Below are 26,300 nucleotides of genomic sequence, written 5' to 3' on the forward strand. Positions count from 1 at the left end.
AGCATGGCGACGACCCGGACGACGCCGAAGAACATCGACGCGTACATCGCGGCCTTTTCGCCCGAGGTACAGGCCATCCTCGAAGAGATCCGAACGACGATCAGGAAGGCCGCACCCGACGCCGAGGAGACGATCAGCTACCAGATCCCCGCTTTCACGCTGGGCGGTGTTCTGGTGTACTTCGCGGCCTTCAAGAAGCACATCGGCTTCTATCCGCCGGTGCGGGGCGACGCGCGGCTGGAGAAGGCCGTGTCCGCCTACGCGGGGGAGAAGGGCAACCTGCGATTCCCGCTCGACCAGCCGATGCCGTACGGGCTGATCGAGCGGATCGTGAAACTCAGGGTCAAGCAGAACCTGGCCAAGGCAAGCGCGAAAGCGGGGAAGCGGCGAAGCTGATCATCGCGACTTCAGTTCCCCGCCCACACATCCAGCACATAGCGCTTCTCGGCAATCATCCTGTCCAGCCAGGCGTTGCCGTCCTGCCCATGCTCGCGCGCGATGTCCGACAACGCGCGCCGCACGTCGGGCTCCATGCGCGAGCCGTCGCCGCAGACGTAGACGATCGCGCCCTGTTCCAGCAGCCGCCAGACCTCGGCCGACTGCTCGCGGATGCGGTCCTGCACATAGACCTTGCGGTCGCCCGCGCGCGAGAACGCGGTGTGGAACTGCACCACGCCGCGCTCGGCCCAGCTCTTGAGCTCGTCGGCATAGATGAAGTCCTGATCGGGATGCCGGCAGCCGAAGAAGAGCATGGCCTTGCCTGGCGTCGCGCCCTTGGCGATCTGCGCCTCGCGTTCCTGCAGGAAGCCGCGAAAGGGCGCGAGGCCGGTGCCCGGCCCGACCATGATCATCGGACGCTGCGGGTCGTCGGGCAGGCGGAAGCCCTCGGCCGTGGTTTCGCGCACCACGCCATGCACCATTTCGCCGGCCTCGGTGCGCGAGAGATAGTTGGAGCACACGCCTTCGAACTGGCCGAGACCGGAGCGCGCAGGGCCCGCCACCACGCCCACCGTGACACTGCAGCGCCCGCTGTCGACCGAGGGCGATGAGGAGATCGAGTAGTAGCGCAGCGAGAGCGGCGACAGCATTTCCAGAAACACGGCGAACGGCACTTGGCAGGCCGGAAACTCTTCCAGCAGGTCGAGCACCGACTTGCGCTTTTGCAGCACCTCGCTCTTGTAGAGCGCCGCGGAGGCCTCGTCGGCGCCCGACAGCGCCGCCAGCTTCGGCTTCGTGAAGGGGCATTCGGTGTGCGCCGCGAGTTGGGCGATCTGCTTGCGCGTGACTACGTCCTGGAGCTCGACGTAGTCGCCCAGCAGGCGGTCGACCGCGATCACCTGGTCCACCGGCAGCGCAGCCTTGCGCCCCGGTTGCGCCTGCAGGCGCACATGCGCCTTGCGGTCGAAGCCGAAGCGCGCCATCGCGCGCTCCACCTGCGCCGGGCCGTTGCGCGGCACCACGCTCAGGTGGTCGCCGGGCCGGTAGCTCACGCCCTCGGGCAGCTGCAGTTCGACGTGCCGTGTCGAGCGTCCTTCGACATCGCTGCTGCCGGCGCTTTGCAACTCACGGTTTTCGATCACGCGCATGCCCACGGCGCCCAGGGCGTCGACCAGCGCGTTCTTCTGCGGCGGCGGCAGTTCCTCGAGCGTGTAGAGCGGCTCGCTCTGCGCCGGCGTGTAGTCACCCTGCTTGAGGTCGAAGGCCGCGACGAGCTGCGGCCACAGCGCATCGCTCCAGTCCTGGAAAGCGCCGTCCATGTCCTCGCGCGCATCGCCTTCGCCGCGTGCGTGGACGCGCGTCGCGCCGAGCGCGGCCAGCCGCTCGTCGATGCGCCGCGGCACGGCCTGGTAGGTCGAGGCCCAGTCGGTGTTGCCGCAGCCGAACACGCTGAAGCGCACGCCGTTGAGCGAGTCGTCGGCCTTGTCGAGCCAGCGATGGAACTCGGCCGCGTTGTCGGGCGCCACGCCGTTGTAGGAGGCGCAGACGACGGCGACGGCGCCGTTCGCGGGCAGCCGCTCCGCATAGTCGTCGAGCGAGGCGAGCTGGGTCGAGAAGCCGCGCATCTCGCCGGCCTCGGCCAGCTGGCGCGCCAGGTCCTCGGCGGTGCCGAGGTTGGAGCCCTGAAGGACCAGCAGCGATGTGCCGTGGCGCGCGGCCTGCGGCTTCGCGGCGGCAGGGCGCTCGACCGCGGCCTGCACCGACTGCGAGGAGGCCTCGCCGCGCGGCCGTGTGGCCGGATCGCGCAGCAGCGCCTTGATCTTGAAGCCCTCCGGCTTGATCGTGAGCGCCTCCTTGATCTTGAGCTTGTAGCCCGTGTGATCGACCAGCGTGAAGCGCTGCAGGATCATGCCCAGCGTGAGCACCGCCTCCTGCAGCGCGAACTGCCGCCCGATGCAGGCGCGCTGCCCGTTGCCGAAGGGCTTGAAGGCATTGACGGGCCGCTCGCGCTCGGCTTCGCGACTGAAGTGGTCGGGGTTGAACCGTTCCGCATCCTCGCCCCACACCGTCTTGTCGCGGTGCAGCGCGAGCGCATGCATGATGACCATGTTGCGCTTCTTGATCGTGTACTGGCCGCCGATGGTCGTGTCTTCCTTCGCCGCCATCGCGATCGCCGGCGCGGTCGGGAACATGCGCAGCGATTCCTTGAGCACCTGCAGCACGTAGACCAGGCGGTTCACCTGCGCGTAGCTGGGCTTCACCGAGAGGTCGGACCCGAACACGTTGTCGACCTCGGCCTGGGCCTTGGCCATCGCCTCGGGGTTGTTCAGCAGGAAGTAGATCGCGAAGGACAGCAGGCCGCTGGTGGTCTCATGGCCGGCGATCAGGAACTCGATGCATTCGTCGCGGATCTGCCGGTCGTCCAGCCGCTCACCGGTCTTCTTGTCGACCCCGGCGATCATGTAGCTCAGCAGGTCGGGCTTGGTCGCGATGTCGGCGCCGCTCGTTCGACGCTCCTGGATGATGTCTTCCACCATCTTGTGCATGAAGCGGATGTCCTTGCGCTGCTGCGCCAGCTCCTTCTTGAGCATCAGCTCCTCGAGCGGGATGCCGCGCCGGTTCTGCACCGTCTCGAGCGTGCGCACCATCGCGTCGACGAAAGGGTGGAAGCCCTCGCGGTAGAAGGAATTGAAGCGGTAGCCGAAGCCGCACAGGCCGATGGTGTCGAGCGTGAGCGCGGTCATGTCGCGCACCACGTCCACCTCTTCGTCGAAGTTGAGCCGCTCCCACTTGGTGACGAGCTGCTCGGCGATGTCCAACATCATCGGGTGGTAGGCCTGCATCGCGCGCTGGCTGAAGTTGGCCAAGAGGATGTTGTGCGGCTTCGACCAGGTCGATTCGTGCGTGTCGGAAGTGAAGAGGCCGTGCGAGAGCGCGCGCAGGCGGCGCAGTGTGCCCTTGGTGCTCTTGTCGAAGCGCTTCTCGTCGCACAGCTCGTCGACCAGCGCGGCCGAGGACACCACGATCACCGGCATGCCCGGCATGTCGAGCCAGTAGATGGCGCCGAGCTCCTGCGCGATCTTCCACATGTCGAGCACCGGCGAGTCGGAGCCGATCGACAGGATGTTGCCGACGAAGGGTTTCTTCGCCGGATGCGGGATCGGGTAGAGCGCGTTCTTGCCTGCCATGGTGTTCTGATGCCTCCGGTCAGCCCGTTGCGTGCGACATCGCAGTATCTCGATGCCGCTGCGCGCGGCAGGCAGGGCAATCCCTTAGCGCGAGGGCATCAGGAGGCAGGTCGGACCATCTTGCATTCCGTGCCTTGCGCCAGCTCGTTGCCGGTGTAGACCGCGTCGGTGCGAAAACCATAGTTCGTGCCTTCCCAGCCCACCTTGACCGTCTTGCCGTCCACCGGTGCGATGGTGTTGACAACCTGGGGCAGCAGCAACTGGTGGTCCTCGGCGCGCATGCGCACGGGGCCGACCACCGAGTCGAAGCTCAGGTCTTCGAGGGCGCGCGCGACCTTCACGGTATCGGTGCTGCCGGCCTTGTTGATCGCGGCCGCCAGCAGGCGCGGCGTGAACTCGATGCGCGGCGCGAGGAAGTCCTTGCCTGTCTTGGCCCTGTAGGCCTTGGCGAGCGCATCGGCCTTGGGCGTGTCGGCCTCGCCCGGATGCCATTCGGCCACCCAGGTCAGCTGGCCCAGCTTGGCCTGCGACACCGCGAGCACGGTGCCCGGCACGGAGCCGGCGCTGTGATTGAAGTAGCGCAGGTTGTAGCCGGCGTCGCCCGCGGCCTTGAGCAAGAGCGTCATGTCCTGGCCCCAGTTGCCGCTGATCACCGTGTCGGCGCCGGCCTGCCGCACGTTCGCGAGGTAGGGCGAGAAGTCCTTCACGCGCCCGATGGGATGCAGCGCCTCGCCGACGAACTGGACGTCGGGCCGGGCCAGGCCCACCAGCTGGCGGCCGTAGCTGGCCCATTGCTTGCCGTGCGCGTAGTCCTGGTTGAGCAGGTAGACCTTCTTGATGTCCGGCGTCTTCTTGATGTAGTTGGCCAGCGCCTTCATCTTCATCGCGGTGTTGGCCTCGGTCTGGAAGTGCCAGAAGCTGCAGCCCTTGCCGGTCATCTCAGGGTCGATCGAGGAGTGGTTGAGCACCAGCAGCTCCTTGCCCGGGTTGCGCTGGTTCCAGCGATTGACCGACTGCACCAGCGCCGTCACCACCGAAGAGCCCGAGCCGCCCGTGATGATGGCCTGCGCACCCTGGTCGATGGCGGCCTGTAGCGCGCTCTGGCTCTCCTGCGCGGAAAGCTTGCTGTCGAACTGCAGCAGCTGCAGCTTCGTACCGCCGAGCACGCCGCCCTTGGCGTTGAGGTCTTCGACTGCGTACTGGATGTGCGTGAGCATCAGCTCGCCCACGTTCGCGAACGGGCCCGAGAGCGGGTCGATGTAGGCGATCTTGTAGGTCTGCTGAGCCGATGCAAGGCCCGATGCGGCCAGCATTGCCAACGCGAGGGGCGCGAGGCGAAGGGAAATCATGCGTTGTCTCCTTGGGGTCGTCGGTGAGGATCAGGTCGTTGTGCGCAGGCCCAGCACGCGCCATGCAAGCTTCGACAACTGGGCGATCACCTCGTCGGGGGAAAGACGGCCGTCGGGCCGGTACCAGCTGTAGAGAAAGCCCGGCAGGCTGAGCGCGGCGAATGCCGTGATCCGGGTGTCCTGGAAGTCCAGGTCGCCGTCGCTGCGGGCTTCCTCGAGCAGCGGAAAGAGCCGGTCGTAGAAGTGGTGCGCGAGCTTTTTCTGCGCGGCGATGTACTCGGGGCGGTAGACCTGCGGTTCGCGATAAGGGAAGAAGGCGCAGGGATGGTGCGTGACGGTGGCGCGGATCAGCCGCTCGATCCCTTCCTTGACCTTCTCGACCGCAGGGCGCTCGTCGCCGTCGGCGAAGTCCAGCGAGGTGAAGCAGTCGACCGTGGGGCGCCACGAGAGCGTCTCGAAGATCTCCTGCTTGTCGCGGAAGTAGTAGTAGACGAAGGGCTTGGTCACGCCGAGCGCGCGCACGATCTGCGCCATCGTGGTGTTCGCGTAGCCCTGCCGCGCGAAGAGGTCGGTCGCGGCCTGGAGGATCCGCTCGCGCTGCGCGTCGGTCGATTGCGTCGCGGCGCGCTGGCGGCCGGTGCCCTGCGGCAGGTGGGGTTTGTGCGGTGTCGCCGAAGTTATACCCATGGGTAGGATTGTTGGAGCACCATGCGGCGATGGCAAGCGGCCAACCCTATCGATAACCCTGTGAGACTGACGCCATGGAGACAACCGCGCTTCCCGACCGCCCGCAGCAGCCCCTGCACGAGTACCTGCGCAACCATGCGCGCGAGCGTGGGAATCACGCAGCCTGCATCTGGTACGGGCGCACGATGAGCTACGCCGAGCTCGATGCCGCGAGCGATGCCTTCGCGGCGCGGTTGCAGGCCATCGGCGTGAAGAAGGGCGATCCGGTGGTGCTCTTCCTCAACAACTGCCCGCAGTACCTGGCGGCGCACTTCGGCATCCAGAAGATCGGCGCCATCGTGTGTCCGAGCGGGCCGCTCAACAAGGAGCATGAGCTGGCCTACCAGGTCAATGACCTGAAGGCGCGCGTGATCGTCGCGGCTTCGTCGCTCTTGCCGGTGGTCGACAAGGTGAAGCCGGCGAGTGCGCTGGAACATGTATTCGTGGTGCACTACGCCGACCTGCTGCCGGATGACCCGACGCTCGACCTCCCGGCTGACCTCGCTGCGACGCAGCGCGAGCCGCGCAACGTGCCGGCGGGCTGCGAAGATTTCCTCGCCGTGATGCAAAGCGGCGCGCGCCCGGCGCCGGTCGCGCTCTCGATGGACGACATTGCGCTCATGACCTACACCTCCGGCACCACCGGCCTGCCCAAGGGCGCGATGCTGAGCTACGGCAATGCGCTCTTCAAGACGCGCGCCGCCGCCGACTGCAACGGCGTTGCCGCGAGCGACGTGCTGCTGTCGATCGCGCCGCTCTATCACATCGCCGGCATGCTGATGGGGGTCGACGTGCCGGTGCTCACCGGCGCCACCTCGGTGCTGCTGCACCGCTTCGAGCCGCGCGCTGTGCTGCAGGCCATCGAACGCTACAAGGTCAACTGGTGGTACAGCATCGCGCCGATGAACGTGGCCTGCATGCAGGTGGACGGCATCACGCGCTTCGATCTGGCTAGCCTGCGCATGAACCCGGTCACGAGCTTCGGCATCACCTTCACCGAGCCGCTGGCTGCGCAATGGCGCGGCTTCGCGAAGAATTGCACCTCCTTCGAAGCCGCCTACGGCCTCTCCGAAACCCACACCTGCGACACCTACACGCCGCACCACGCGCCGCGCTGGGGCACGCAGGGCGTCGCGGTGCCGGGCGTCACGATCCGCATCGTCGATGCCGACACCGGCGAAGACAAGGCGGTGGGCGAGGTCGGCGAGATCGTGCTCACGAGCCCGGGCACCTTCAAGGGCTACTGGAACAAGCCCGAGGCCACGGCCGCGACCTTGCGCAAGGGTTGGGTGCACACCGGCGACATGGGCAAGCTCGATGCCGACGGCTATCTCACGTTCATCGGCCGCTTCAAGGAGATGATCAAGGTCTCGGGCTACAGCGTGTTTCCGGAAGAGGTCGAGACCATTCTCATCAAGCATCCGGCGGTGGCGCAGGCCGCGGTCGTCGCGCAACCCGATGCGGAGAAGGGCGAGGTGGTCAAGGCCTTCGTCGTGAAGAAGCCGGGCTTGGAGCTCGACGCCGATGCGCTGATCGCCTGGTCGCGCGAGAACATGGCCAGCTACAAGGCGCCGCGCGCGGTGCGCTTCATCGATGCCTTGCCCACCACGGGTGCCGGCAAGGTGCTGCGCCGGCTGCTGAAAGACCAACCCTGATGTTCCGAAGAATTCTGATTGCCAATCGCGGCGAGATCGCGGTGCGCCTGGTGCGCACGCTGCGCGACCTGGGTATCGAAAGCGTTGCCGTCCATGCGAAAGACGATGCGAATGCGCTGCATGTTCAACTGGCGGACACGGCCATCGCGCTCGGCACCACGGGCCCCTCGGCCTATCTGGACATTGCGGCGCTGATCGCAATCGCGCGCGAGCAGGGCTGCGATGCGGTCCATCCCGGCTACGGCTTCCTCAGCGAGCGCTCGGACTTCGCGCAGGCTTGCGCGGAGGCCGGGCTGCGCTTCATCGGCCCGACGCCAGAGCAGCTTGCCCTCTTCGGCGACAAGGCACGTGCGCGTGCTTTGGCGGAGCAGTGCGATGTGCCTGTGATGCCGGGCAGCGCCGGCGCGGTGACGCTGGCCGAAGCGCAGGCCTTCTTTGCCGCGCAGCAGGCAGAGGGTGCCGGCGTCATGGTGAAGGCCATCGGCGGTGGTGGCGGTCGCGGCATGCGGGCCGTGCTGAATGCGGCGGATCTGCCCGGAGCGCATGCACGCTGCATGTCCGAGGCGAAGGCAGCCTTCGGCGTCGAGGGCGTTTATGTCGAGCGGCTGATGCGCAATGCGCGCCACATCGAGGTGCAGGTATTGGGCGACGGCAGCGCGGTCACCAGCCTGGGCGAACGCGAGTGCACCTTGCAGCGGCGCTTCCAGAAGCTGGTCGAGATCGCGCCGAGCCCTTCGCTCTCGTCCGCGCTGCGCGAGCGCATCACGCAGGCGGCGCTGCGCATGGCGCAGGCCGTGGACTACGAGGGGCTGGGCACCTTCGAATTCCTGGTCGACGAGCAGTCGAAGAATCTTCCTTTCGTCTTCATCGAAGCCAATCCGAGGTTGCAGGTCGAGCACACGGTGACCGAGGCCGTCACCGGGCTCGACCTGGTTCAGTTGCAGATCGCGGTCGCGTCCGGGCAGCCGTTGGCCGCGCTCGGCATCGATGCGAATCGAAGCGCGGCGCAGTGCGGCTTCGCGGTGCAATGGCGCATCAATGCCGAAACGCTCGACGTAGAGAGCAACGCCAGGCCGTCCGGCGGGATCCTGTCGCGCTTCGACCTGCCGGCCGGTCCCGGCGTGCGTGTCGACACGCACGGCTACGCGGGCCTCGCGCCTTCGCCCCACTACGACACGCTGCTCGCCAAGCTGATCGTGCATTCGTCCTCGCCGAGCTTCGCCGACGCGCTGCGGCGCTCGCTGCGCGCGCTCGGGGAATGCGCCATCGAGGGCATGACGACCAACCTGGCGCTGCTGCGCGCGATCGGAGCGCGGCCCGAGTTCGCAACGCAGAAGGTGCACACGCGCTTCGTCGAAGAGCATCTGGCGGATCTGCTCGCCGCGGCCGTGCACATCGATGCGAGTGCGGCGAAGTCGGCAGGGCCCGTCGCTGGCACGAACGACGTGGCCGTGCCGCAGGAGGATGAGGAAAACGACCTCGTGATCAAGGCCCCGATGCCCGCGCGGCTGGTGCAGTTCGAGGTCGAGGTCGGCGACGTCCTGCCGGCCGGCGCACAGCTCGGCGTGCTCGAGGCGATGAAGATGGAGCATCTGCTGCACGCGCCCGCGGCCGGCCGCGTGCTTGCGCTGCTGGCCGTGCCCGGCGACTACCTGGTCGAGGGCCAGTCGCTGGTGCGGCTCGAAGCGGTGGATGCGCAGGCCGTGGAAGCCGAGGCGCGCGCCGAGCACGATTTCGATGCCATCCGGCCCGACCTGCAGAAGGTGATCGACCGCCATGCGCCCACGCTCGACGCCAACCGCGCCGCCGCGGTCGCGAAGCGCCACGCGCAGGGTGGCCGCACCGCGCGCGCCAACATCGCGGACCTGTGCGAGCTGGCCGAGGACCCCGGCAACTTCACCGAATACGGCGCGCTCGCCATCGCCGCACAGACGCGCCGCCGCACGCTCGAAGACCTGATCGCCAACACGCCGGCCGACGGCATGGTGACCGGCATCGGCAGCATCAACGCGAAGCAGTTCGGCCCCCAGAGGTCGCGCTGCGTGGTCATGGCCTACGACTACACGGTGCTGGCCGGCACGCAGGGCATGCGCAACCACCACAAGACCGACCGCATGCTGGGCATTGCGCACCAGCTGAAGCTGCCGGTGGTGCTGTTCGCCGAAGGCGGCGGCGGGCGGCCGGGCGATACCGACATGCCCATCGTCGCCGGCCTCAACAACCACACCTTCAGCCAGTTCGCGGCGCTGTCGGGCAAGGTGCCGGTGGTGGGCATCGTGCACGGCCGCTGCTTCGCGGGCAACGCGGCGCTGGTCGGCTGCGCCGACGTGATCATCGCCACCGAGGCCAGCAACATCGGCATGAGCGGACCCGCGATGATCGAAGGCGGTGGCCTCGGCACCTTCGCGCCCGAACAGATCGGGCCCAGCAGCGTGCAGTCGCGCAACGGCGTGATCGACATCCTGGTGAAGGACGAAGCGCATGCGGTCGCCGCGGCGAAGCAATACATCTCCTACTTCCAGGGTCCGACGAGCGACTGGCAGTGCGCCGATCCGCGTGCGCTGCGCCATGCGGTGCCCGAGAACCGGTTGCGCGTGTACGACGTGCGGGCCGCGATGCGCGGCGTGGCCGACAGCGGCTCGCTGCTGGAGCTGCGCGCCGGTTTCGGCGCCGGCATCGTGACGGCGCTGGCGCGCATCGAGGGCAAGCCCGTGGGCCTGCTCGCGAACAACCCGCACCATCTCGGCGGCGCGATCGACGTCGAAGCGGCCGACAAGGCCGCGCGCTTCATGCAGCTGTGCAACGCGCATGGCCTGCCGCTGGTCGCGCTGTGCGACACGCCGGGCTTCATGGTCGGGCCCGAGATCGAAGCCGAGGCGCAAGTGCGCCACGTGTGCCGGATGTTCATGGTGGCCTCGCACCTGCGCGTGCCCTATTTCGCCGTGGTGCTGCGCAAGGGCTATGGATTGGGCGCGCAGGCGATGACGGCCGGGGGCTTCGATGCGCCGGTCTTCACCGTGGCCTGGCCCACGGGTGAATTCGGCGCCATGGGGCTCGAGGGCGCGGTGCGGCTTGGTTTCCGCAAGGAACTCGAGGCCGCGGCCGAGGGCGTGGAACGCGATGCCTTGTTCAAGAAGCTGGTGGCCCAGCAGTATGCGAACGGCGAAGCGATCCACATGGCGCAGACGCTGGAGATCGATGCGGTGATCGACCCCGCCGACACGCGCGCCTGGCTGGTGCGCGGGCTGGCATCGTCCGCTGCTGCACAGCACTCGGTCGCGCCCTACGTCGATACCTGGTGAGGCGCGCAAGGCCCTGAGTTACACGGGGGCCGCGAAGGCTCCGTAAACTGGGGTGCTTTTGCGCATGAACCTGGTTTCACGATTCGTCGCCTGCACCGCGCTGCTGCTGAGCCTTCTGCCCGTCGCGTTGCCGGCCCAGCCGCGGGCAGTGCCCGCCATTCGCTGGGTCGCCAGCTGGGCCGCCGCGCCGCAGGACTACCTGAAGGCGCCCGCGCTCCCCGGCATCCAGACTTCGCCGGCGGGTGCGCCGCCCCCTGTCTTCGACGGCCAGACCCTGCGCCTGCGCGTGTTGCCGACGCTGGGCGGCGAGCGCGTACGTGTTCGCTTTTCCAACCTGTTCGGCAAAGAGCCCTTGCGCATCGTCGGCGCCAGCGTGGCGCGCAGCACCGGCCCCGATGCGGTGTCGCCGGCGACGCTGCAAGACCTGCGTTTCGGTGGCCTGGCCAGCGCGACGATCGCTCCGGGCGAGGAGCTCTGGAGCGATGGCGCACGGCTCGGTGTCGAGCCCGGGCAGGCCGTGGCGGTGAGCTTTCAGGTCGAGGCGCGCACGTCCTTCGCGACCGTGCATCATCTTGGAAGCACATCGATGGTGCCGGGGCCTGCGTTCATGCAGCCGCAGTGGCGCAATGCAACGCCGTCGTCATGGAACCACATCGTGACCGGCCTCGACGTCGCCAGCCCGGCCGCGCCGCGCGTGGTGGTCGCATTCGGCGACTCCATCACCCAAGGCCTGGGTGCCGGCGAGGGGCAGGCGCTGCCCTCGCGCTATCCGGACCGGCTCGCGACGCGCATGCGCGAGCAGCCCGGCAGTGCCGGGTCCGTGGCGGTGATCAATGCCGGCATCGCCGGCAACCGCTTGCTCACCGATGGCGTCGGCCCGCGGGGCATCGAGCGCTTCCGGCGCGACGTGCTGGCGCAAAGCGGCGTCACGCATGCGGTGATCCTGATCGGCATCAACGACATCGGCCTCAGCCTGCCCATCGCGGTACAGGGGCTCGCGCCGGTGTTCCATCCGCCCAGCGCCGAGCAGATCACGGCCGGTTTGCAGCAGCTGATCGAGGAGGCGCATGCCAAGGGCGTGAAGGTGCTGCTGGGCACCATCACGCCCTTCAAGGGCGCGGTCTCCTGGAGCGAGGAAAAGGAGATTCGCCGGCAGGCGGTGAACCGCTGGATCCGCGGCCGCCAGGACGTCGATGCGGTGGTGGATTTCGATCGGGCCTTGCGCAATCCGGCCGATCCGGCGGCGCTCGATCCGCTCCACGACGGGGGTGATCACTTGCATCCCGGCAACGCCGGCTATGCCGCGATGGCGGATGCCATCGACGTGCGCGAACTGCGGGAATAGCGCCTTCGGCAGGCAGCAAGAGGTGACACAGCTTTACGCAAGATTTCGCGTGAGGCTTACACGGGCTTCACATCGGCCGGGGACGATGAAGGCTCCAACAACTCATGAGGAGCACCCCCATGAAAAAACTTGCTGTCACCTTGGCCGTGGGCGCCGCGTCCCTTCTTTCGGTGGGCGCCGCCGTGACGATACCGACCACCGCGCAGGCCCAGCCCGCGGTCATCATCCAGACGCCGCCACCGCCGCCGCGCTCCGAACGCATGCCGCCGCCGCGCCGCGGCTATGTGTGGGCGCCCGGCCACTACGAGTGGCATGGTGGGCGCCATGTCTGGGTTCGCGGCGGATGGGTTCGCGCACGATCCGGCTATGCCTACCGTGCGCCGGAATGGCGTGAACGCGATGGCCGCTGGGAATACAACCGCGGCCGCTGGGACCGCGACCGCGACGGCGTGCCGAACCGCTACGACCGCGACCGCGACAACGACGGCGTGCCCAATCGCTACGATAGCCGGCCTAACAATCCGAACAGAAATTGAGTAGCCAGGAAGGACGCCCGCCTCGGCGGGCATTTTTCTTTCTAGAGCATCCGGAACACCAGCGGCATCAGCAACGCAGCCAGCACCACCTGCATGCCCAGCGCCAAGCCTGCATACGCGCCCGCATCGGCATCCACGTGCAACGCACGCGCCGCGCCGATGCCATGGGCCGTGGTGCCGAGCGCAAAGCCGCGCGCCGCATAGCCGGTGGCATCGGTACCGATGCGCAGCGCGTCGAAGAGGTACTTCCCCGAGAGCGCGCCGATCATGCCGGTGAGCACCGCGAACACTGCAGACAGCGCCGGAATGCCGCCGATCTTTTCCGAGATGCCCATGGCCACCGGCGCCGTGACCGACTTGGGCGCGAGCGAGAGCACCACGTCGTGCGGCAGGCCCACCGCCCAGCCAAGCGCGACGGCCGATCCGCCCGCCGCCACGCCGCCTGCCAGCGCCGCGAGCAAAAGGCGGCCAAAGCGCGCGCGCAGTTCGGCGCGCCGCTGCCACAAGGGCCAGGCCAGCGCCACCACCGCCGGACCCAGCAGGAAGTGGATGAACTGCGCGCCCGCGAAGTAGCTCGGGTAGTCCACGCCCGTGGCCAGCAGCCCGCCCGCGAGCGCGATCACCGACCACAGCACTGGGTTGGCCCAGGGCGCGCTGCCCAGCTTCGCGTAGGCCGCGTTTGCCAGCAGGTAGACCACCAGCGTGGCCGTGAGGCCGAAGAGCGGCGTGGCCGAGAGATAGATCCAGAGTTCGACGAAGCGCGGCACGGCTCAGGTCTTGTTCTTCTTGCGGTTGAATCCGTGGAGCACCAGCACGGTCACCGCCAGCCCGATCCAGGTCGACAGCACGACGACGAAGAGCATGCGCCCACCGTACTGGCCGAGGAGCGCGAGATGCGTCATCACACCGACGCCGACCGGAATGAACAGCAGCGACAGGTGCGCGAGCATGAAGCTCGCGCATTCGGCCACCGGCTCGCGCACCGCGGGGAAGTAGAGCGCGCCGAGCAGCAACATCAAGCCGAGTACCGGCCCGGGCAGCGGCAGCGACAAGCCACGAGAGAGCACTTCGCCGATCGACTGGAACACGAGCAGCCAGGCCAGGCCGCGCAAGCCGTTCATCGTGCGTGCCTTCTCATTCAGAAGCGAGGGAGGTCCGGATGCGCCACGCGCCCGCCGCGCACCACTTCGCGGCCGTACTCGGCGCAGCGCTGCAGTGTGGGAATGGCCTTGCCGGGGTTCAGCAGACCTGCCGGATCGAAGGCGCGCTTGACGCCGAACATCTGCTCGTTCTCCTCGGCCGTGAACTGCACGCACATGCTGTTGAGCTTCTCTACGCCCACGCCGTGCTCGCCCGACACCGTGCCGCCCATCGCGACGCTGGTCTCCAGGATGTCGGCGCCGAAGAGCTCGCAGCGGTGCAGCTCGTCGGGGTCGTTGGCATCGAAGAGCACCAGCGGATGCAGGTTGCCGTCGCCGGCATGGAACACGTTGCAGCAGCGCAGGTTGTACTTCTTCTCCATCTGCTGGATCGCGAGCAGGATGTCGGCCAGGCGCTTGCGCGGGATGGTCGAGTCGAGGCACATGTAGTCGGGGCTGATGCGACCCGAGGCCGGGAAGGCGTTCTTGCGGCCGCTCCAGAACTTGAGGCGCTCGTCCTCGTCGCGGCTCACCGAGATCGCGGTGGCGCCGCAATCGCGCAGCACGGCGCTCATGCGACCGATCTCTTCTTCGACCTCCTCGGGCGTGCCGTCGGATTCGCACAGCAGGATGGCTTCGGCGTCGAGATCGTAGCCGGCGCGCACGAAGTCCTCGACCGCGGCCGTCATCGGCTTGTCCATCATCTCGAGACCCGCCGGGATGATGCCGGCCGCGATCACGGCCGCCACCGCATCGCCGGCTTTGCGCACGTCGTCGAAGCTGGCCATGATGCAGCGCGCGAGCCGCGGCTTGGGCACCAGCTTGACGGTGACCTCGGTGGTCACGGCCAGCATGCCTTCGCTGCCGATCACGAGCGCGAGCAGGTCCAGGCCCGCGCAATCGAGCGCCTCGCTGCCGAACTCGATCGCCTCACCTTCGGCGGTGAAGCCGCGCACGCGCAGCACGTTGTGCAGCGTGAGGCCGTACTTGAGGCAGTGCACCCCGCCCGAATTCTCGGCCACGTTGCCGCCGATGGTGCAGGCGATCTGGCTCGAGGGGTCGGGCGCGTAGTAGAGGTTGAAAGGCGCGGCCGCCTCGCTGATCGCGAGGTTGCGCACCCCGCACTGGACGACCGCGGTGCGGCTGACCGGGTCGATCTTCAGGATGTTGTTGAACTTGGCCAGCGAGAGCGTGACGCCGACGGCGTTGGGCATCGCGCCGCCCGAGAGCCCGGTGCCCGCGCCGCGCGCCACGACGGGCACGCCGAGCGCGTGGCAGGTCTTGAGCACGGCCGCAACCTGCGCCTCGGTCTCCGGCAAGGCCACGGCCAGCGGCCGCTGGCGGTAGGCGGTGAGGCCATCGCACTCGTAGGGCGTGGTGTCCTCGGCGTTCCAGATCAGCGCATGCGCGGGCAGGTGGGCCTGCAGCGCGCGCACCACCTGCGACTGGCGTTCGGAGGCGTGGAGCGCGTTCATGGAAAAGACTCTACTACTTGAACACCACCGTCCGGTGTCCGTTCTGCAGCACGCGGTGCTCGCTGTGCCACTTCACGGCGCGGGCCAGCACCTGGCTCTCGGTGTCGCGGCCGCGCGCCGTCAGGTCTTCGACGGTGTCGGTGTGGTCGGCGCGTTCCACGTCCTGCTCGATGATCGGACCCTCGTCGAGATCGGCGGTCACGTAGTGGGCGGTGGCGCCGATCAGCTTCACGCCGCGGTCATGCGCCTGGTAGTAGGGCTTGGCGCCCTTGAAACTGGGCAGGAAGGAATGGTGGATGTTGATGGCGCGGCCGGCCAGCTGGGTGCACAGCTCGTTGCTGAGGATCTGCATGTAGCGCGCCAGCACCACCAGCTCGGCGCCTTCGGCCTCGATGATCTCCAGCTGCTTCGCCTCGCCCTGGGCCTTGGTCGCGGCCGTCACCGGGATGTGGTGGAAGGGCACGTTGTAGCTGGCGGCCAGCTGGTAGAAGTCGCGGTGGTTCGAGATGATGGCGCGCACGTCGATCGCGAGCAGGCCGCTCTTCCAGCGGAACAGCAGGTCGTTGAGGCAATGGCCTTCCTTGCTGACCAGGATCACGGTCTTCATCGGCTCGGCCGCGGCGTGCAGCTTCCAGCGCATGTCGAAGCTTTGGGCCAGGCCGGCGATCTGCTCGCGCAAGGCGGCTTCGCTCTGGTCGCAGGCAAAGCGCACGCGCATGAAGAACAGGCCCGTGCCGTGGTCGTTGTACTGCGCCGCTTCTTCGATGTTGCCGCCGCGCTCGAGCAGAAAGCCTGAGACGGCATGGACGATGCCGGTGCGGTCGGGGCAGGAAAGGGTGAGGATGTACGCGGGGGTCATAAGGGCGGAGATTGTCGCAGGGCTGCCGGGCAACGCAGCCGGTGCCAAAATGCCCTTCTCCCCTTCAGCGCCTCCCCGGCAGGAGTGACCCATGGCCTACAACGACTTCACCATGGACAACCAGTGGTTGCCCTTCACCCCCAACCGCCACTTCAAGAAGGACCCGCGGGTCTTCGTGGCCGCCGACGGGATGGAGTTCACCACCCATGACGGCAAGAAGGTGATCGACGGCATCTCCTCGCTCTGGTGCGTGGGCGCGGGCCACAACCGCAAGCCCATCAACGAGGCGATCAAGAAGCAGCTCGACACGCTCGACTACGCGACCGCCTTCCAGGTCAGCAACGACCGTGCTTTCAAGGCCGCCGAGATGATCGCCGCGATGGCGCCGGGCGACCTCAACAAGGTGCTGTTCTGCAACTCCGGCAGCGAAGCCGCCGACACCTCGCTGAAGGTGGCGCTGGCCTACCACCGCGCGCGCGGGGAAGGGCACCGCAATCTCTTCATCGGCCGCGAGAAGGGCTACCACGGCGTCGGCTTCGGCGGCATGTCGGTGGGCGGCATTCCGGGCAACCGCAAGGTGTTCGGTTCGGCCTTTTTGCCGCGCGTGGATCACATGCGCTTCATCCACGATCCGGTGAACCATGCCTACATCCACAACCAGGAGCCGGTGTGGGCCGAGGATCCGCTGGCCGACCTGGAGCAGCGCATCCTGCCGCTGCACGACCCGAGCAACGTGGCCGCGATCATCGTCGAGCCGGTGGCGGGTTCCGCCGGCTGGTACCTGCCGCCCAAAGGCTACCTGCAGAAGCTGCGCGAGATCTGCGACAAGCACGGCATCCTCCTGATCTTCGACGAGGTCATCACCGGCTTCGGCCGCATGGGCACCAACTTCGCCTCCGACTACTACGGCGTGGTGCCCGACATGCTGAACTTTGCCAAGTGCGTGACCAACGGCGTGATCCCGCTGGGCGGCGTGATCTGCCGCGACAAGCTGTACGACGCGATGATGAACACCTCGGCGCCCGAGCATGTGGTCGAGTTCTTCCACGGCTACACCTATTCGGGCCATCCGGTGGCTTGCGCGGCAGCGATTGCGACGCTCGAGCTGCTGCAGAAGGAGCAGCTGTTCCCGCGCGCGGGCGAAATGGGCAAGGTGCTGGGCGATGCCTTCCACAGCACCTTCAAGGGCCTGCCGAACGTGATCGGCATCCGCAGCCTGGGCCTGGCCGCTGCGGTCGAACTCGCGCCGATCGCGGGCTCACCGGGCAAGCGGGCCTACGACATCTTCCTGGACTGCTATCACAAGGGGGCGCTGGTGCGGCCGGCGGGTGACGTGATCGTGATCGCACCGCCCTTCGTCGTCGAGAAGTCGCATATCGACACGCTGGTCAACACGCTGGCCGACTCCATCAAGAAGAACGCTTGACCCCGGCGCAGTAGTCTTTTTCCGGCAAGGCAGGCGTGAGCCACACGGCGTCGAAGGCGCCAGGCTCGCGCGATGTCATCGGTACGCCGGCCTGCAGTTGAACCGTCTTCACCGCCAGGTCGCTCGGCAGGTGCTGCGGCACGCCGAGCGCCTTGGCGGTATGGCCGGCGCCGCTCAGCAGCAGTACGGTCTTGCCCGGCACCCGCGCCTTGACGATCGCCTGTGCCATCGCGCGGTCGCGCGCGATCTGGATGCGCGTCATCGGGCCGATCTGCGATTCGGGCAGCAGGTTGCAGTGGCCGTTGCGCACCGCGTCCTGCTGCGCCTTGTGCGCTTCCTTGCCGAGCTGCACATCGAGCGACACGTCGGCCATCGCATTCTTCATGCGTTCGCGCGGAAGGTTGGCGCCGACGACGGGCACGCCCGCGCGCACCGCGGCCATCACGGCCGGGCCGTAGGCGCTCCAGGGCCAGGCCTTCTCGTTCCAGTTCAGCGCGGCCTGCACCTGCGCTTCGGTCGCAGTGGTCGCGAGGCCAGCCGTGGTCGCGCCTTCTTCCGCCATCTCGAGCGCCAAGGCGGCCAGGCGGCCGCGTGCGGCCAGTGTCTCGACCGTCTCGCGCTCGATCACCTGGTGTTCGGCGGCGTCGTGCTGTTCGCCCAGCAGCAGCGCGTCGGCCGGCAGCAGCGCCATCGCGCGTTGGGCGACCGGTGCATCCGCGCGCGGCGCGAAGGCCGTGCAACCGGTGAGGATGGCCGCGGCCACGATCAAGGACGGTGTGAAAGAGCGTCGAAACAGCATCGAGCCATACTATGCGACGGCGGCCGCAGCGCGCCGCCGTCCATTTCCCCGTTTTCCTGTCCGTGTCCCTCCGCTTTTCGGTTCGCGTCCTCGCCACGCTCTTGCTTGCACTCGTGGCGGCCGGCCTCTGCCTTGCCCTGCACACGCCGCTGCCCTGGATGATCGGGCCGCTGCTGGCGGTGTCCCTGGCCTCGATCGCCGGCGCGCCGACCGCCAGCCACACGCCCTTGCGCAATGCGGGGCAGTGGGTGATCGGCGTCGCGCTGGGCCTCTACTTCACGCCGCAGGTGGTCGCTCTGGTGGCTGGCGTGTGGTGGGCCATCGTGCTCGCCATCGTCTGGGCGCTGGCGCTGGGCTGGGCCTTCGGTTGGAGCTTGCAGCGCTTGCATGCGGATCGGATGCCGCATGTGCCCGCACGTTCCATGAGAGCCACGACTTACTTCGCAGGTGCGATCGGCGGCGCGTCCGAAATGACGCTGCTGGCCGAACGCGTTGGCGCGCGCACCGATCTGGTCGCTGCCGCGCACAGCCTGCGGCTGGTGCTGGTCACGATCGCGATTCCGTTCGCGATGCAATGGAGCGGGCTGCACGGGCTCGAAATCAATGTGGCCAGCGTGCGCGAGGTGCGCTGGGGCGGGCTGGCGCTGCTCGCGTCGGCCACCGGCATCGGCGGCTTGGTCATGCGGATCGCGGGGCGCACCAACCCCTGGTTCATGGGACCGCTGGTGGTGTCGATGGGATTCACCATGGCCGGCCAGCAGCTGTCGGCCGTGCCGGTGTGGCTGTCGAATGCGGCCCAGCTGGTGATCGCGGTGAGCCTGGGCGTGCGCTTCAGCCGCGAGTTCCTGCACACGGCGCCGCGCTGGCTGGCCACGGTGGCGCTCGGCACGCTGGCGATGATCGCGCTCTGTGGCGCGTTCGCGTGGCTCTTGGCCTTGGGCACGGGGCTGCATCCGGCCACCATGATCCTGGGCACCTCGCCCGGTGGCATCGCCGAGATGGCGATCACCGCGAAGGTGTTGCAGCTGGGGGTGCCGGTGGTGACGGCGTTTCAGGTGTGCCGGCTGGTGGCCGTGCTCTTGATCGTCGGACCGATGTACGGTCAGCTCTATGGAAAGCGCCGCGGCGCTCAGTGAACGAGGACGGGCGTGTGCGCCAGTTCGGCGTAGCCCTCGAGCGTGTCTTCGACTTCTTCCTGCGTCGGCGTGTTGAGTTGCCAGGCGGCAATCTGCTGCTGGAACAGTTCGGCCCAGGAACCGTCGAGGTAGACCTCCTTGCCGGAGCGCTTGTCCACAATCTCGAAGCCGTGGCGCGCCAGCACCGGAATGTCGGGCGCTACCGGCGAGTCGCCTTCGGTCGGCTGCACGTGCACGACGACGAAGGAGTCGGAGTCGTAAAGCATTTGCATGGCGGGTCCAGTGAGGATGTCGATGGCATTCATGTTGGTTAGATAGCAATCAACGCGCCAGTTTCAATATGGGCTGTTGTTTTGTAGGTACAGGCCGTGATTTTTTGTACTTCATTCGGCTTCAGGGACGCATCGACTCCACGCTGCGCAGTTGCAGATCGGCGAAATCGCCGTTGCTCTGGGTCTGCTTGATGCGCACCGGCAGATAGCCGAGTTCAGGCGCCAGCCAGAGCTCGACCTTGTCGTCGAAGGGCTTGCGCGGATTGCGGGTGAGCTTGCGCGCAGTGAATTCGCCGGCCTGCAGGCTCAGTTTTTCATCGTCTTCGACCTTGAAGATCCAGATGTCGGCGTCCCGCGGGCCCACCGTCTGGATCGCGAAAGCCGCACCGGGCGGATAGCGCCCCGGATCGCCGGCCATCAAGGCGCCGAGTTGCAGGATCACGCTCAGCCGATCCTGCGCGCCCGGCATCAGCGGCACGCTCGGCGCATTGTTGCTGAACACCACCGTGCCCTGATCGCGCATGAAGTGCGAGGCCACCTCGTTCCTGCGCTTGTCCAAGAAGCGTGCCGGTTCGATGCCGTTGGCGCCGATCACGCCGTTGCTGTGTTGGCTACGGATGGTCCGGAAGAGGAAGTTGAGCGACAGCTGGGCGTCGTACTGCTGGCCATCCTGCAGCCAGGTCAGGTTGCCGAACACGCCCTGCATCGGCGCCGTGCCCTGCTGTCCGGTGACCGCGAAGGCGAGCCGCACCGAGCCCGGGATGCGCTGCGGTACCGGTGCTTCGGCCTGGCCTGCGGCGCTGCCGCCGGCCGCAGCCGATGCGCCCTCAGTGGGTGCCGGGGCCGCCGCCTCCGGCGCGGGCTCCGCGGGAACGCCGGCTTCGACCGGCGCCTGGGCCGTCAGATCCGGTCCGACCGCCTCGGCCGCCGCCGGACTCTCGGGCGCAGGGGCGGGCGCCTGCGGACGGGCCACAGGGCGCGGGCGCGCGGGTTTGGGGGGTGGAGGCTTGGCGGTGGCTGCAGGCTGCGGCGCCACCGGCTCCGCAGCCGGCGGCGCGATGACGATGGTGCGCGTGCTGAACTTGTTGGCCAGCGGCGAAGGATGCGGCCCCACGGCCATGGGTGCCAGGCCCAGCAGCGCCAGGTGGGCGAGCAGCACGGCAGCCGCCAGCAGCGCCAGCCCGCGCCAGGGCGGGCGCGGAACCGGGGGCTGGGCGGGGAGGGCGTGCGGGGGCATCGGATGTGGATCGGAACGCGGCGCCAAGGTTCGCTCGGTACACTGCCGCCCGTTCAATCAGTTTAGTAGCGATGCCGTGCCGGCATCCGCCGCCACCCATGAAACTCGCCACCCTCAAAGACGGCTCGCGCGACGGCCAACTGGTCGTCGTTTCGCGCGACCTGGCCAGCGCCCACTACGCCACCGGCATCGCCAGCCGCCTGCAGCAGGTGCTCGACGACTGGGGCTTCATGAGCCCGCAGCTGCAGGACCTGTCGGATTCGCTCAACGCCGGCCGCGCGCGCCACGCCTTCCCCTTCGATCCCACGCAATGCATGGCGCCGCTGCCGCGCGCCTACCAGTGGGCCGACGGCTCGGCCTACCTCAACCACGTCGAGTTGGTGCGCAAGGCGCGCAACGCCGAGGTGCCCGAAAGCTTCTACACCGACCCGCTGATGTACCAGGGCGGCAGCGACGATTTCATCGGCCCCTGCGACCGCATCGTGGTCGCGAGCCAAGCCTTCGGCATCGATTTCGAGGCCGAGATCGCCGTCGTCACCGGCGACGTGAAGATGGGCGCGAGCCCCGCGCAAGCGCTCGACGGCATCCGCCTGGTGATGCTCGCCAACGACGTGAGCCTGCGCAACCTGATCCCGGCCGAGCTCGCCAAGGGCTTCGGCTTCTTCCAGAGCAAGCCCGCGACCGCCTTCAGCCCGGTGGCCGTTACGCCGGACGAGCTGGGCGAGGCCTGGCGGGGCGGCCGCGTACACCTCACGCTGCAGAGCACCTGGAACGGCCGCAAGGTTGGCATGTGCGACGCGGGCGAGGAGATGACCTTCCACTTCGGCCAGCTGATCGCGCACATCGCCAAGACGCGCAACGTGCGCGCCGGCAGCATCGTCGGCAGCGGTACGGTGAGCAACAAGGGTGTCGAGAAGAACGGCCGCACCGAATGGCCGAAGGGCTACAGCTGCATCGCCGAGAAGCGCTGCATCGAGACCATCCAGGACGGCCAGCCGGCGACCGAGTTCATGAAGTACGGCGACACGATCCGGATCGAGATGAAGGGCAAGGACGGGCAGTCGATCTTCGGCGCGATCGATCAGGAAGTGTCGGCGCCGGGCAGCACCGGTCAGCCATAACGCGCGAATTCGTTTCCATCTCGCTTCAGAAGCTGAATGAGCTTGGGATGGGTAAAGAGCTTTTCCTTGCCCGCCTGGACTTCTGCCAGCACGCCCACGCCGACCAGATCCTTCAGGTAGCGTGACGCCGCCTGGCGCTGCGCGATCTGCTTGTTGACCAGGTTGCCGGCGGCGACAGGTCAATTCAACGTGTCGTCATTTTTTGATTTTGACAACATGTCGGCCCTTGCGCGTCGCTGCCAGCGACATGAAGTTGGAACGTGTCACAAATTTACGCTTTTGGCGACACGATCGGCTGAGAGGCACCGCGCAGCAAGGCCTTCAGGCTTCCGATCCCCAGCCGCCGAAACGCGCGGTACTGGTGGGTCCGCACCGTCGTGAGCTCGATGCCGATCTCGCGCGCCGCTTCCTTGGCGGTCTTGCCGGCCATCAGGTGGCCGATCACCTCCCGCTCGCGCAGGCTCAGAGCGAGCAGGCGCGTGGCCAGCGTGGGCTCGGCAGCCTCGCGCGCGGCCATGGCGCTGCGGCCGTGCGCGAGCGTGGCATCGGCCAGCAGCGTGGCATGCGTTTCGAGCAGCGCGAAATCGGCGTCGCCGAAATCGGGCTGGGCGAGGCTGCGGTAGAAGCTCACCGCCGTGCGCTGGCCGGTCGGCAACAAGAGCAGGATCGAGGCGCGCTCGCGGATGCCGACGTCGCCGTAGCAGGCGGCGCGATAGGCCGGGTCTGCCACCTCCTCGGCGCGCTGGTGGCCGAGCCACAGCTGCGGGCGCTTGGGCAGCTTGCGCTTCGCCAGCCAGACCATGTTGGGATCGAGCAGGTCGAAGCGTTGCGCCACGTAGCGCTCCGAAGTGCGCTCGGCCGTGTTGCCGTAGGTGCTCGCGGCGGACACCGTTTCGATGCGGCCGGTGGCACTCACCGCGAACACGGTGCAGAAGGTCACCGGCAGCACGCGGTGCATGGCGCCGAGGTAGCTGGCCGCCAGGTGCGGCGTGCCGACGCCGGCGAGCACGCCGCTGACCACGGGGGCCGCCAGCGCATGCTCGGCGGCGCGAAGAGGCCAGCGCCTCATGGGGATCTCAGGGTTAACACTTCGTACGAAGTTACGACATCGGCGGAAGGAAGGCATCGGGACAATCCCTTCGCATGAACACCGCTGTCGCCCCGAAGCCCGCCGCACGCGCCGGCGATGCCGCCACCGGGCCGCTGCCTCCGGTGGCCGGCGAGTTGCCGCCGTCGGTCGGCGACTTCCACTACACGCGTTTCGATCCGCGGTTGCCGGCGCTCGAGGACGGCGTCGAACCGGGCCGCCATCCGGTCGTGATCGCCGGCGGCGGCCCGGTCGGCATGTCGCTCGCGCTGGGCTTGGCCAACCACGGCATGAAGAGCGTGATCCTGGAAGCCGACGACACGGTCTGCGTCGGCAGCCGCGCGGCCTGCATCTCGCGCCGCAGCCTGGAGATCATCGAACGCCTCGGCGCGCTGCCGGCCTTCCTGGCCAAGGGCCTGCCCTGGACCGGCGGGCGTAGCTTCTACAAGACCGACGAGGTGTTCCGCTTCGAGATGCCGCACGACGAGCGCCAGAAGCTGCCGCCGATGATCAACCTCGAGCAGTACTACATCGAGCAGTACCTGCTGGACGCGATCCATCGCCGCAACGAAACATCGCCCGGAACGATCGACATCCGCTGGGGCACCGAGCTTGCCGGCTTCGCGCAGGATGACGAAGGTCTGCGGCTGCAGGCGCACAACGCGCTCGGCAGCTACGCGCTGCAGGCCCGGTGGCTGGTCGGCTGCGACGGCGGCCAGAGCTTCGTGCGCAAGTCGCTGGGCCTCAATCTCGAGGGCACGGCCTACGAGGGCCGCTACGTGATCATCGACATCGAGCTGCACAGCACGCACCCCACCGAGCGCCGCGCCTGGTTCGATCCGCCCTGGAACCCGGGTTCGACCGTGCTGATGCATCGCCAGCCCGACGACATCTGGCGCATCGACTACCAGCTGCGCGCCGGCCAGAGCACCGAGGAGGCGCTGCAGCCCGCTGCGGTGCAGGAATTCGTGCAGCGCCATCTGGAAGCCATCGGCGAAGGCCACCTGCCCTGGAAGACGGTCTGGACCTCGGTCTACCGCGCCGGCGCGATGACGCTCGACAGCTACCGCCACGGGCGCGTGCTCTTCGCCGGCAATGCCGCGCACGCAATGCCGATCTTCGGCGTGCGTGGCCTCAATTCGGGCTTCGACGATGCCGACAACCTCGCATGGAAGCTGGCGCTGGTGGCGCGCGGCGTGTCCGATGCCGCTCTGCTCGACAGCTACTCGCAGGAGCGCATCGCGGCCTTCCACATCAATGCCGAAAGCGCGATGCGCAGCACCGAATTCATGTCGCCGCCTTCGCGCGGCTTCGACCTGCTGCGCGAAGCCGCGCTTTCGCTCTCGGGCGCGCACCGCGAGATCGCGAACCTGATCAATCCGCGGCAGACGCAGGCGGTGCAATACGAGGCCTCGGCGCTGTCCAGCGCGAGCGACGAACTCTCGGCCGGACCCAAGCCGGGCGAAGCGATGCCCGAGCAGCAGCTGTCGGCCGAGCTGCATCTCACCGACTGGCTGGGTCCGGTGTTCACCGTGCTCGTGCTCAACATCGATCGCAAAAAAGACGCCGCGCTCGAAGCCGAACTCGCGGCCGCGCAGGCCGGCCCGCTGAAGGCGGTGCTGCGCAAGCTGCCGCCGGGCGCCGCCGATGCCGCGGTGTTCGCGGCCCTGGGCGCGCAGGACGGCGCCGTCTATCTGCTGCGCCCCGACGGCCACGTCGCCGCGCGCTGGCGCCGCGTGCCGCCGGGCGCGCTCTCGCAGGCGCTGGCGCGCGCATCCGCATTGGCAACAAAGGAGGCCGCATGACTGCTGCACTGAGCCCCGAAGCGCGCGACCGACTCTACGCCGACTGCGCGCGCGCCATCAGCGAGGCGGGCGTGGAACGAGAATCGCTGTTCCTTGCCCGGCTCGCGCTGCTGCTGTTCGAGCAGGTCGGCGACGAAGCGCGCTGCCGGGCCGCGCTGGCGCATGCGCTGGACCGACTGCCCACACCCTCGCTGTCTGCCGCGCCGGCCGACGAGCGCGCGAGCTGACCCTTTCACGCCAACTCACTAAAACCCAGGAGACTTTTCCAATGGATCGCAGAACCCTGCTCACCACCCTTGCCGCCAGCGCGGCTGCCGCTGCCGCACCGTGGGCGCGCGCGCAGAACTACCCCGAGCAGCTCATCAAGTGGGTGGTGCCGTATCCGGCCGGCGGCGGCACCGACGTGATCGCGCGCACCCTGGCCGAAGCCATGCGGCAGACGCTGGGCCAGCAGATCGTCATCGACAACCGCCCCGGCGCCTCGACCAACATCGGCGCCGACCTGGTCGCCAAGGCCAAGCCCGACGGCTACACCATCATGTCGGCCGACAACGCGGTGCTGGCCTTCAACGAATACCTGTTCAGCAAGCTGCCCTTCAGCCCCGAAAAGGACTTCAGCTACATCGGCGCCATCGGCAGGTTCCCGCTCGCGCTGGTGGTCCATCCGGACTTCCCGGCCAAGGACTTCAAGGCCTTCCTGGCCTACGTGAAGGCCAACCCCGGCAAGGTCAACTACGCCTCGCCCGGCAACGGCTCGCCGCACCACCTGGCGATGGAGATGTTCAAGAACCGCACCGGGACCTTCATCACGCACATTCCCTACCGCGGCGCGGCGCCGGCGATGGCCGACGTGATGGGCGGCCAGGTGCCGTGCATGTTCCTCGACCTTGCCTCGGGCCTTCCGATCATGCAGGGCAACAAGGTGCGCGTGCTGGCCATCGGTTCGGGCGCGCGCTCGAAGCTGCTGCCGGAGGTGCCGACGCTGGCCGAAGTGGGCGTGCCCAACAGCGAGGTATTCGCGTTCCAGGGGATTCTGGGCCCGGCCGGCTTGCCGGCGCCCGTGGTCGCCAAGCTCAACGCCGATTTGAACCGCGCCTTCGGCGTGCCGGCAGTGCAGAAGCGCTTCAGCGATTTCGGGATGGAGGCGATGCCGGGGACGCCTCAGCAATTCGCTGCGCTGTCGCGTGCCGAGTCGAAGCGCTGGGGGCCGATCATCAAGTCGGCGGGGATCAAGCTGGATTGAAGACTTCACCAGCAGCTCGGTGGCTAGGTCTGCAGCGATGACCCCCTCGCGGCCGGCGAAGCCAGGCCTGTTCGGGGAACACCGCGGAACCGGCTTTGCCGGGCCGCTGGTGTCGCCCCCGGCGAGGGGGTTGGCGGACCACACGAAGTGGGGGAGCCTGGG

The 26,300-nt window shown here is 68.0% G+C and carries 23 protein-coding genes; 11 read left to right on the forward strand and 12 right to left on the reverse strand.

Annotated features, from left to right (window positions below; genetic code table 11):
* Positions 1-3 precede the first annotated feature (3 nt).
* Positions 4-396 carry an iron chaperone gene (locus tag ACSQ9I_RS03015; RefSeq protein WP_436312240.1) on the forward strand — a complete coding sequence of 131 codons (393 nt, stop codon included), beginning with the start codon at positions 4-6 and terminating at the stop codon, positions 394-396.
* A gap of 11 nt (positions 397-407) precedes the next feature.
* Here the strand turns inward: ACSQ9I_RS03015 and ACSQ9I_RS03020 are convergent, their stop codons facing one another.
* The 3 genes from ACSQ9I_RS03020 to ACSQ9I_RS03030 form a co-directional block, all read right to left on the reverse strand.
* Positions 408-3,626, reverse strand: coding sequence for a bifunctional cytochrome P450/NADPH--P450 reductase (locus ACSQ9I_RS03020; protein WP_436312241.1), 3,219 nt, complete (start codon positions 3,624-3,626; stop codon positions 408-410).
* A 98-nt stretch (positions 3,627-3,724) separates the two neighbouring features.
* Entirely contained in the window at positions 3,725-4,975 is a 1,251-nt protein-coding gene (locus tag ACSQ9I_RS03025; RefSeq protein WP_436294430.1) for a branched-chain amino acid ABC transporter substrate-binding protein, read from the reverse strand.
* Between the two features lie 30 nt (positions 4,976-5,005).
* Positions 5,006-5,662, reverse strand: coding sequence for a TetR/AcrR family transcriptional regulator (locus ACSQ9I_RS03030; protein WP_436302639.1), 657 nt, complete (start codon positions 5,660-5,662; stop codon positions 5,006-5,008).
* A 74-nt stretch (positions 5,663-5,736) separates the two neighbouring features.
* On the opposite strand from ACSQ9I_RS03030, the gene ACSQ9I_RS03035 reads away from it, so the two are divergent.
* The 4 genes from ACSQ9I_RS03035 (at position 5,737) to ACSQ9I_RS03050 (ending at position 12,539) form a co-directional block, all read left to right on the forward strand.
* A complete protein-coding gene (locus tag ACSQ9I_RS03035) occupies positions 5,737-7,356 on the forward strand; it encodes an AMP-binding protein (RefSeq protein WP_436312242.1) in 1,620 nt (539 codons plus the stop codon).
* The gene (locus tag ACSQ9I_RS03040) at positions 7,356-10,658 is read left to right on the forward strand and encodes a carboxyl transferase domain-containing protein (protein WP_436312243.1); all 3,303 of its coding nucleotides are present in this window, start codon (positions 7,356-7,358) and stop codon (positions 10,656-10,658) included. Before ACSQ9I_RS03035 ends, ACSQ9I_RS03040 begins: the two co-directional genes overlap by 1 nt.
* A 64-nt stretch (positions 10,659-10,722) precedes the next feature.
* Positions 10,723-12,003 carry an SGNH/GDSL hydrolase family protein gene (locus ACSQ9I_RS03045; protein WP_436312244.1) on the forward strand — a complete coding sequence of 427 codons (1,281 nt, stop codon included), beginning with the start codon at positions 10,723-10,725 and terminating at the stop codon, positions 12,001-12,003.
* 119 nt (positions 12,004-12,122) lie between these two features.
* A complete protein-coding gene (locus tag ACSQ9I_RS03050; protein WP_093105154.1) occupies positions 12,123-12,539 on the forward strand; it encodes a YXWGXW repeat-containing protein in 417 nt (138 codons plus the stop codon).
* 41 nt (positions 12,540-12,580) lie between these two features.
* Here ACSQ9I_RS03050 and ACSQ9I_RS03055 read toward each other — a convergent pair whose 3' ends face one another.
* Genes ACSQ9I_RS03055 through purU form a run of 4 tightly spaced genes read right to left on the reverse strand, consistent with a single transcriptional unit; the run spans position 12,581 to position 16,012 of the window.
* Entirely contained in the window at positions 12,581-13,306 is a 726-nt protein-coding gene (locus ACSQ9I_RS03055) for an LrgB family protein (RefSeq protein WP_436312245.1), read from the reverse strand.
* A 3-nt stretch (positions 13,307-13,309) separates the two neighbouring features.
* Positions 13,310-13,660 (reverse strand): CidA/LrgA family protein, encoded by a 351-nt coding sequence (locus tag ACSQ9I_RS03060; protein ID WP_093105159.1) that lies wholly within the window; start codon positions 13,658-13,660, stop codon positions 13,310-13,312.
* A 17-nt stretch (positions 13,661-13,677) separates the two neighbouring features.
* On the reverse strand, positions 13,678-15,153 hold the full coding sequence (locus ACSQ9I_RS03065; RefSeq protein ID WP_436312246.1) for an FAD-linked oxidase C-terminal domain-containing protein: 1,476 nt from the start codon (positions 15,151-15,153) through the stop codon (positions 13,678-13,680).
* A gap of 13 nt (positions 15,154-15,166) precedes the next feature.
* A complete protein-coding gene (gene purU / locus ACSQ9I_RS03070; RefSeq protein ID WP_093105164.1) occupies positions 15,167-16,012 on the reverse strand; it encodes a formyltetrahydrofolate deformylase in 846 nt (281 codons plus the stop codon).
* 91 nt (positions 16,013-16,103) lie between these two features.
* On the opposite strand from purU, the gene ACSQ9I_RS03075 reads away from it, so the two are divergent.
* On the forward strand, positions 16,104-17,438 hold the full coding sequence (locus ACSQ9I_RS03075) for an aminotransferase class III-fold pyridoxal phosphate-dependent enzyme (protein ID WP_436294433.1): 1,335 nt from the start codon (positions 16,104-16,106) through the stop codon (positions 17,436-17,438).
* On the opposite strand, the gene ACSQ9I_RS03080 is transcribed toward ACSQ9I_RS03075, so the two are convergent.
* Positions 17,422-18,237 (reverse strand): ChaN family lipoprotein, encoded by an 816-nt coding sequence (locus tag ACSQ9I_RS03080; RefSeq protein ID WP_436312247.1) that lies wholly within the window; start codon positions 18,235-18,237, stop codon positions 17,422-17,424. The genes ACSQ9I_RS03075 and ACSQ9I_RS03080 overlap by 17 nt on opposite strands.
* 62 nt (positions 18,238-18,299) lie before the next feature.
* On the opposite strand from ACSQ9I_RS03080, the gene ACSQ9I_RS03085 reads away from it, so the two are divergent.
* Entirely contained in the window at positions 18,300-19,373 is a 1,074-nt protein-coding gene (locus ACSQ9I_RS03085; protein WP_436302646.1) for an AbrB family transcriptional regulator, read from the forward strand.
* On the opposite strand, the gene ACSQ9I_RS03090 is transcribed toward ACSQ9I_RS03085, so the two are convergent.
* Together ACSQ9I_RS03090 and ACSQ9I_RS03095 are read right to left on the reverse strand one after the other, a co-directional pair.
* On the reverse strand, positions 19,367-19,645 hold the full coding sequence (locus tag ACSQ9I_RS03090; RefSeq protein ID WP_170855562.1) for a BTH_I0359 family protein: 279 nt from the start codon (positions 19,643-19,645) through the stop codon (positions 19,367-19,369). The genes ACSQ9I_RS03085 and ACSQ9I_RS03090 overlap by 7 nt on opposite strands.
* Before the next feature lie 121 nt (positions 19,646-19,766).
* The gene (locus ACSQ9I_RS03095; RefSeq protein WP_436312248.1) at positions 19,767-20,882 is read right to left on the reverse strand and encodes a DUF3108 domain-containing protein; all 1,116 of its coding nucleotides are present in this window, start codon (positions 20,880-20,882) and stop codon (positions 19,767-19,769) included.
* 98 nt (positions 20,883-20,980) lie between these two features.
* Between ACSQ9I_RS03095 and ACSQ9I_RS03100 the strand changes: the two genes are divergently transcribed.
* Positions 20,981-22,003, forward strand: coding sequence for a fumarylacetoacetate hydrolase family protein (locus ACSQ9I_RS03100; RefSeq protein WP_436312249.1), 1,023 nt, complete (start codon positions 20,981-20,983; stop codon positions 22,001-22,003).
* Here ACSQ9I_RS03100 and ACSQ9I_RS03105 read toward each other — a convergent pair.
* Both ACSQ9I_RS03105 and ACSQ9I_RS03110 read right to left on the reverse strand, forming a co-directional pair.
* Positions 21,994-22,164, reverse strand: a complete 171-nt coding sequence (locus tag ACSQ9I_RS03105) for a hypothetical protein (RefSeq protein ID WP_436306248.1) — start codon at positions 22,162-22,164, stop codon at positions 21,994-21,996. The genes ACSQ9I_RS03100 and ACSQ9I_RS03105 overlap by 10 nt on opposite strands.
* A 110-nt stretch (positions 22,165-22,274) precedes the next feature.
* The gene (locus ACSQ9I_RS03110) at positions 22,275-23,072 is read right to left on the reverse strand and encodes a LuxR C-terminal-related transcriptional regulator (RefSeq protein WP_093105179.1); all 798 of its coding nucleotides are present in this window, start codon (positions 23,070-23,072) and stop codon (positions 22,275-22,277) included.
* Positions 23,073-23,146: 74 nt separating this feature from the next.
* On the opposite strand from ACSQ9I_RS03110, the gene ACSQ9I_RS03115 reads away from it, so the two are divergent.
* Genes ACSQ9I_RS03115 through ACSQ9I_RS03125 form a run of 3 tightly spaced genes read left to right on the forward strand, consistent with a single transcriptional unit; the run spans position 23,147 to position 26,138 of the window.
* Positions 23,147-24,895, forward strand: coding sequence for an FAD-dependent monooxygenase (locus ACSQ9I_RS03115; protein ID WP_436312250.1), 1,749 nt, complete (start codon positions 23,147-23,149; stop codon positions 24,893-24,895).
* Positions 24,892-25,122, forward strand: a complete 231-nt coding sequence (locus tag ACSQ9I_RS03120; protein ID WP_093105183.1) for a hypothetical protein — start codon at positions 24,892-24,894, stop codon at positions 25,120-25,122. The genes ACSQ9I_RS03115 and ACSQ9I_RS03120 overlap by 4 nt, the downstream gene beginning before the upstream one ends.
* A gap of 41 nt (positions 25,123-25,163) precedes the next feature.
* Positions 25,164-26,138 carry a Bug family tripartite tricarboxylate transporter substrate binding protein gene (locus ACSQ9I_RS03125; RefSeq protein ID WP_436312251.1) on the forward strand — a complete coding sequence of 325 codons (975 nt, stop codon included), beginning with the start codon at positions 25,164-25,166 and terminating at the stop codon, positions 26,136-26,138.
* The last annotated feature ends 162 nt before the right edge of the window (positions 26,139-26,300 follow it).

It is taken from the genome of Variovorax sp. LjRoot84 (assembly GCF_964254305.1).
Lineage (GTDB): Bacteria > Pseudomonadota > Gammaproteobacteria > Burkholderiales > Burkholderiaceae_C > Variovorax.

Excerpts from the sequence above, each read along its gene's own strand:
- ACSQ9I_RS03115 (WP_436312250.1), top strand. The coding sequence starts at position 23,147 with ATGAACACCGCTGTCGCCCCGAAGCCCGCCGCACGCGCCGGCGATGCC.
- ACSQ9I_RS03110 (WP_093105179.1), bottom strand. The coding sequence starts at position 23,072 with ATGAGGCGCTGGCCTCTTCGCGCCGCCGAGCATGCGCTGGCGGCCCCC.
- ACSQ9I_RS03040 (WP_436312243.1), top strand. The coding sequence starts at position 7,356 with ATGTTCCGAAGAATTCTGATTGCCAATCGCGGCGAGATCGCGGTGCGC.
- ACSQ9I_RS03045 (WP_436312244.1), top strand. The coding sequence starts at position 10,723 with ATGAACCTGGTTTCACGATTCGTCGCCTGCACCGCGCTGCTGCTGAGC.
- ACSQ9I_RS03020 (WP_436312241.1), bottom strand. The coding sequence starts at position 3,626 with ATGGCAGGCAAGAACGCGCTCTACCCGATCCCGCATCCGGCGAAGAAA.
- ACSQ9I_RS03025 (WP_436294430.1), bottom strand. The coding sequence starts at position 4,975 with ATGATTTCCCTTCGCCTCGCGCCCCTCGCGTTGGCAATGCTGGCCGCA.
- ACSQ9I_RS03050 (WP_093105154.1), top strand. The coding sequence starts at position 12,123 with ATGAAAAAACTTGCTGTCACCTTGGCCGTGGGCGCCGCGTCCCTTCTT.
- ACSQ9I_RS03015 (WP_436312240.1), top strand. The coding sequence starts at position 4 with ATGGCGACGACCCGGACGACGCCGAAGAACATCGACGCGTACATCGCG.
- ACSQ9I_RS03125 (WP_436312251.1), top strand. The coding sequence starts at position 25,164 with ATGGATCGCAGAACCCTGCTCACCACCCTTGCCGCCAGCGCGGCTGCC.
- ACSQ9I_RS03075 (WP_436294433.1), top strand. The coding sequence starts at position 16,104 with ATGGCCTACAACGACTTCACCATGGACAACCAGTGGTTGCCCTTCACC.
- ACSQ9I_RS03035 (WP_436312242.1), top strand. The coding sequence starts at position 5,737 with ATGGAGACAACCGCGCTTCCCGACCGCCCGCAGCAGCCCCTGCACGAG.
- ACSQ9I_RS03030 (WP_436302639.1), bottom strand. The coding sequence starts at position 5,662 with ATGGGTATAACTTCGGCGACACCGCACAAACCCCACCTGCCGCAGGGC.
- ACSQ9I_RS03065 (WP_436312246.1), bottom strand. The coding sequence starts at position 15,153 with ATGAACGCGCTCCACGCCTCCGAACGCCAGTCGCAGGTGGTGCGCGCG.
- ACSQ9I_RS03080 (WP_436312247.1), bottom strand. The coding sequence starts at position 18,237 with ATGCTGTTTCGACGCTCTTTCACACCGTCCTTGATCGTGGCCGCGGCC.
- ACSQ9I_RS03095 (WP_436312248.1), bottom strand. The coding sequence starts at position 20,882 with ATGCCCCCGCACGCCCTCCCCGCCCAGCCCCCGGTTCCGCGCCCGCCC.
- purU (WP_093105164.1), bottom strand. The coding sequence starts at position 16,012 with ATGACCCCCGCGTACATCCTCACCCTTTCCTGCCCCGACCGCACCGGC.
- ACSQ9I_RS03090 (WP_170855562.1), bottom strand. The coding sequence starts at position 19,645 with ATGCAAATGCTTTACGACTCCGACTCCTTCGTCGTCGTGCACGTGCAG.
- ACSQ9I_RS03100 (WP_436312249.1), top strand. The coding sequence starts at position 20,981 with ATGAAACTCGCCACCCTCAAAGACGGCTCGCGCGACGGCCAACTGGTC.
- ACSQ9I_RS03120 (WP_093105183.1), top strand. The coding sequence starts at position 24,892 with ATGACTGCTGCACTGAGCCCCGAAGCGCGCGACCGACTCTACGCCGAC.
- ACSQ9I_RS03060 (WP_093105159.1), bottom strand. The coding sequence starts at position 13,660 with ATGAACGGCTTGCGCGGCCTGGCCTGGCTGCTCGTGTTCCAGTCGATC.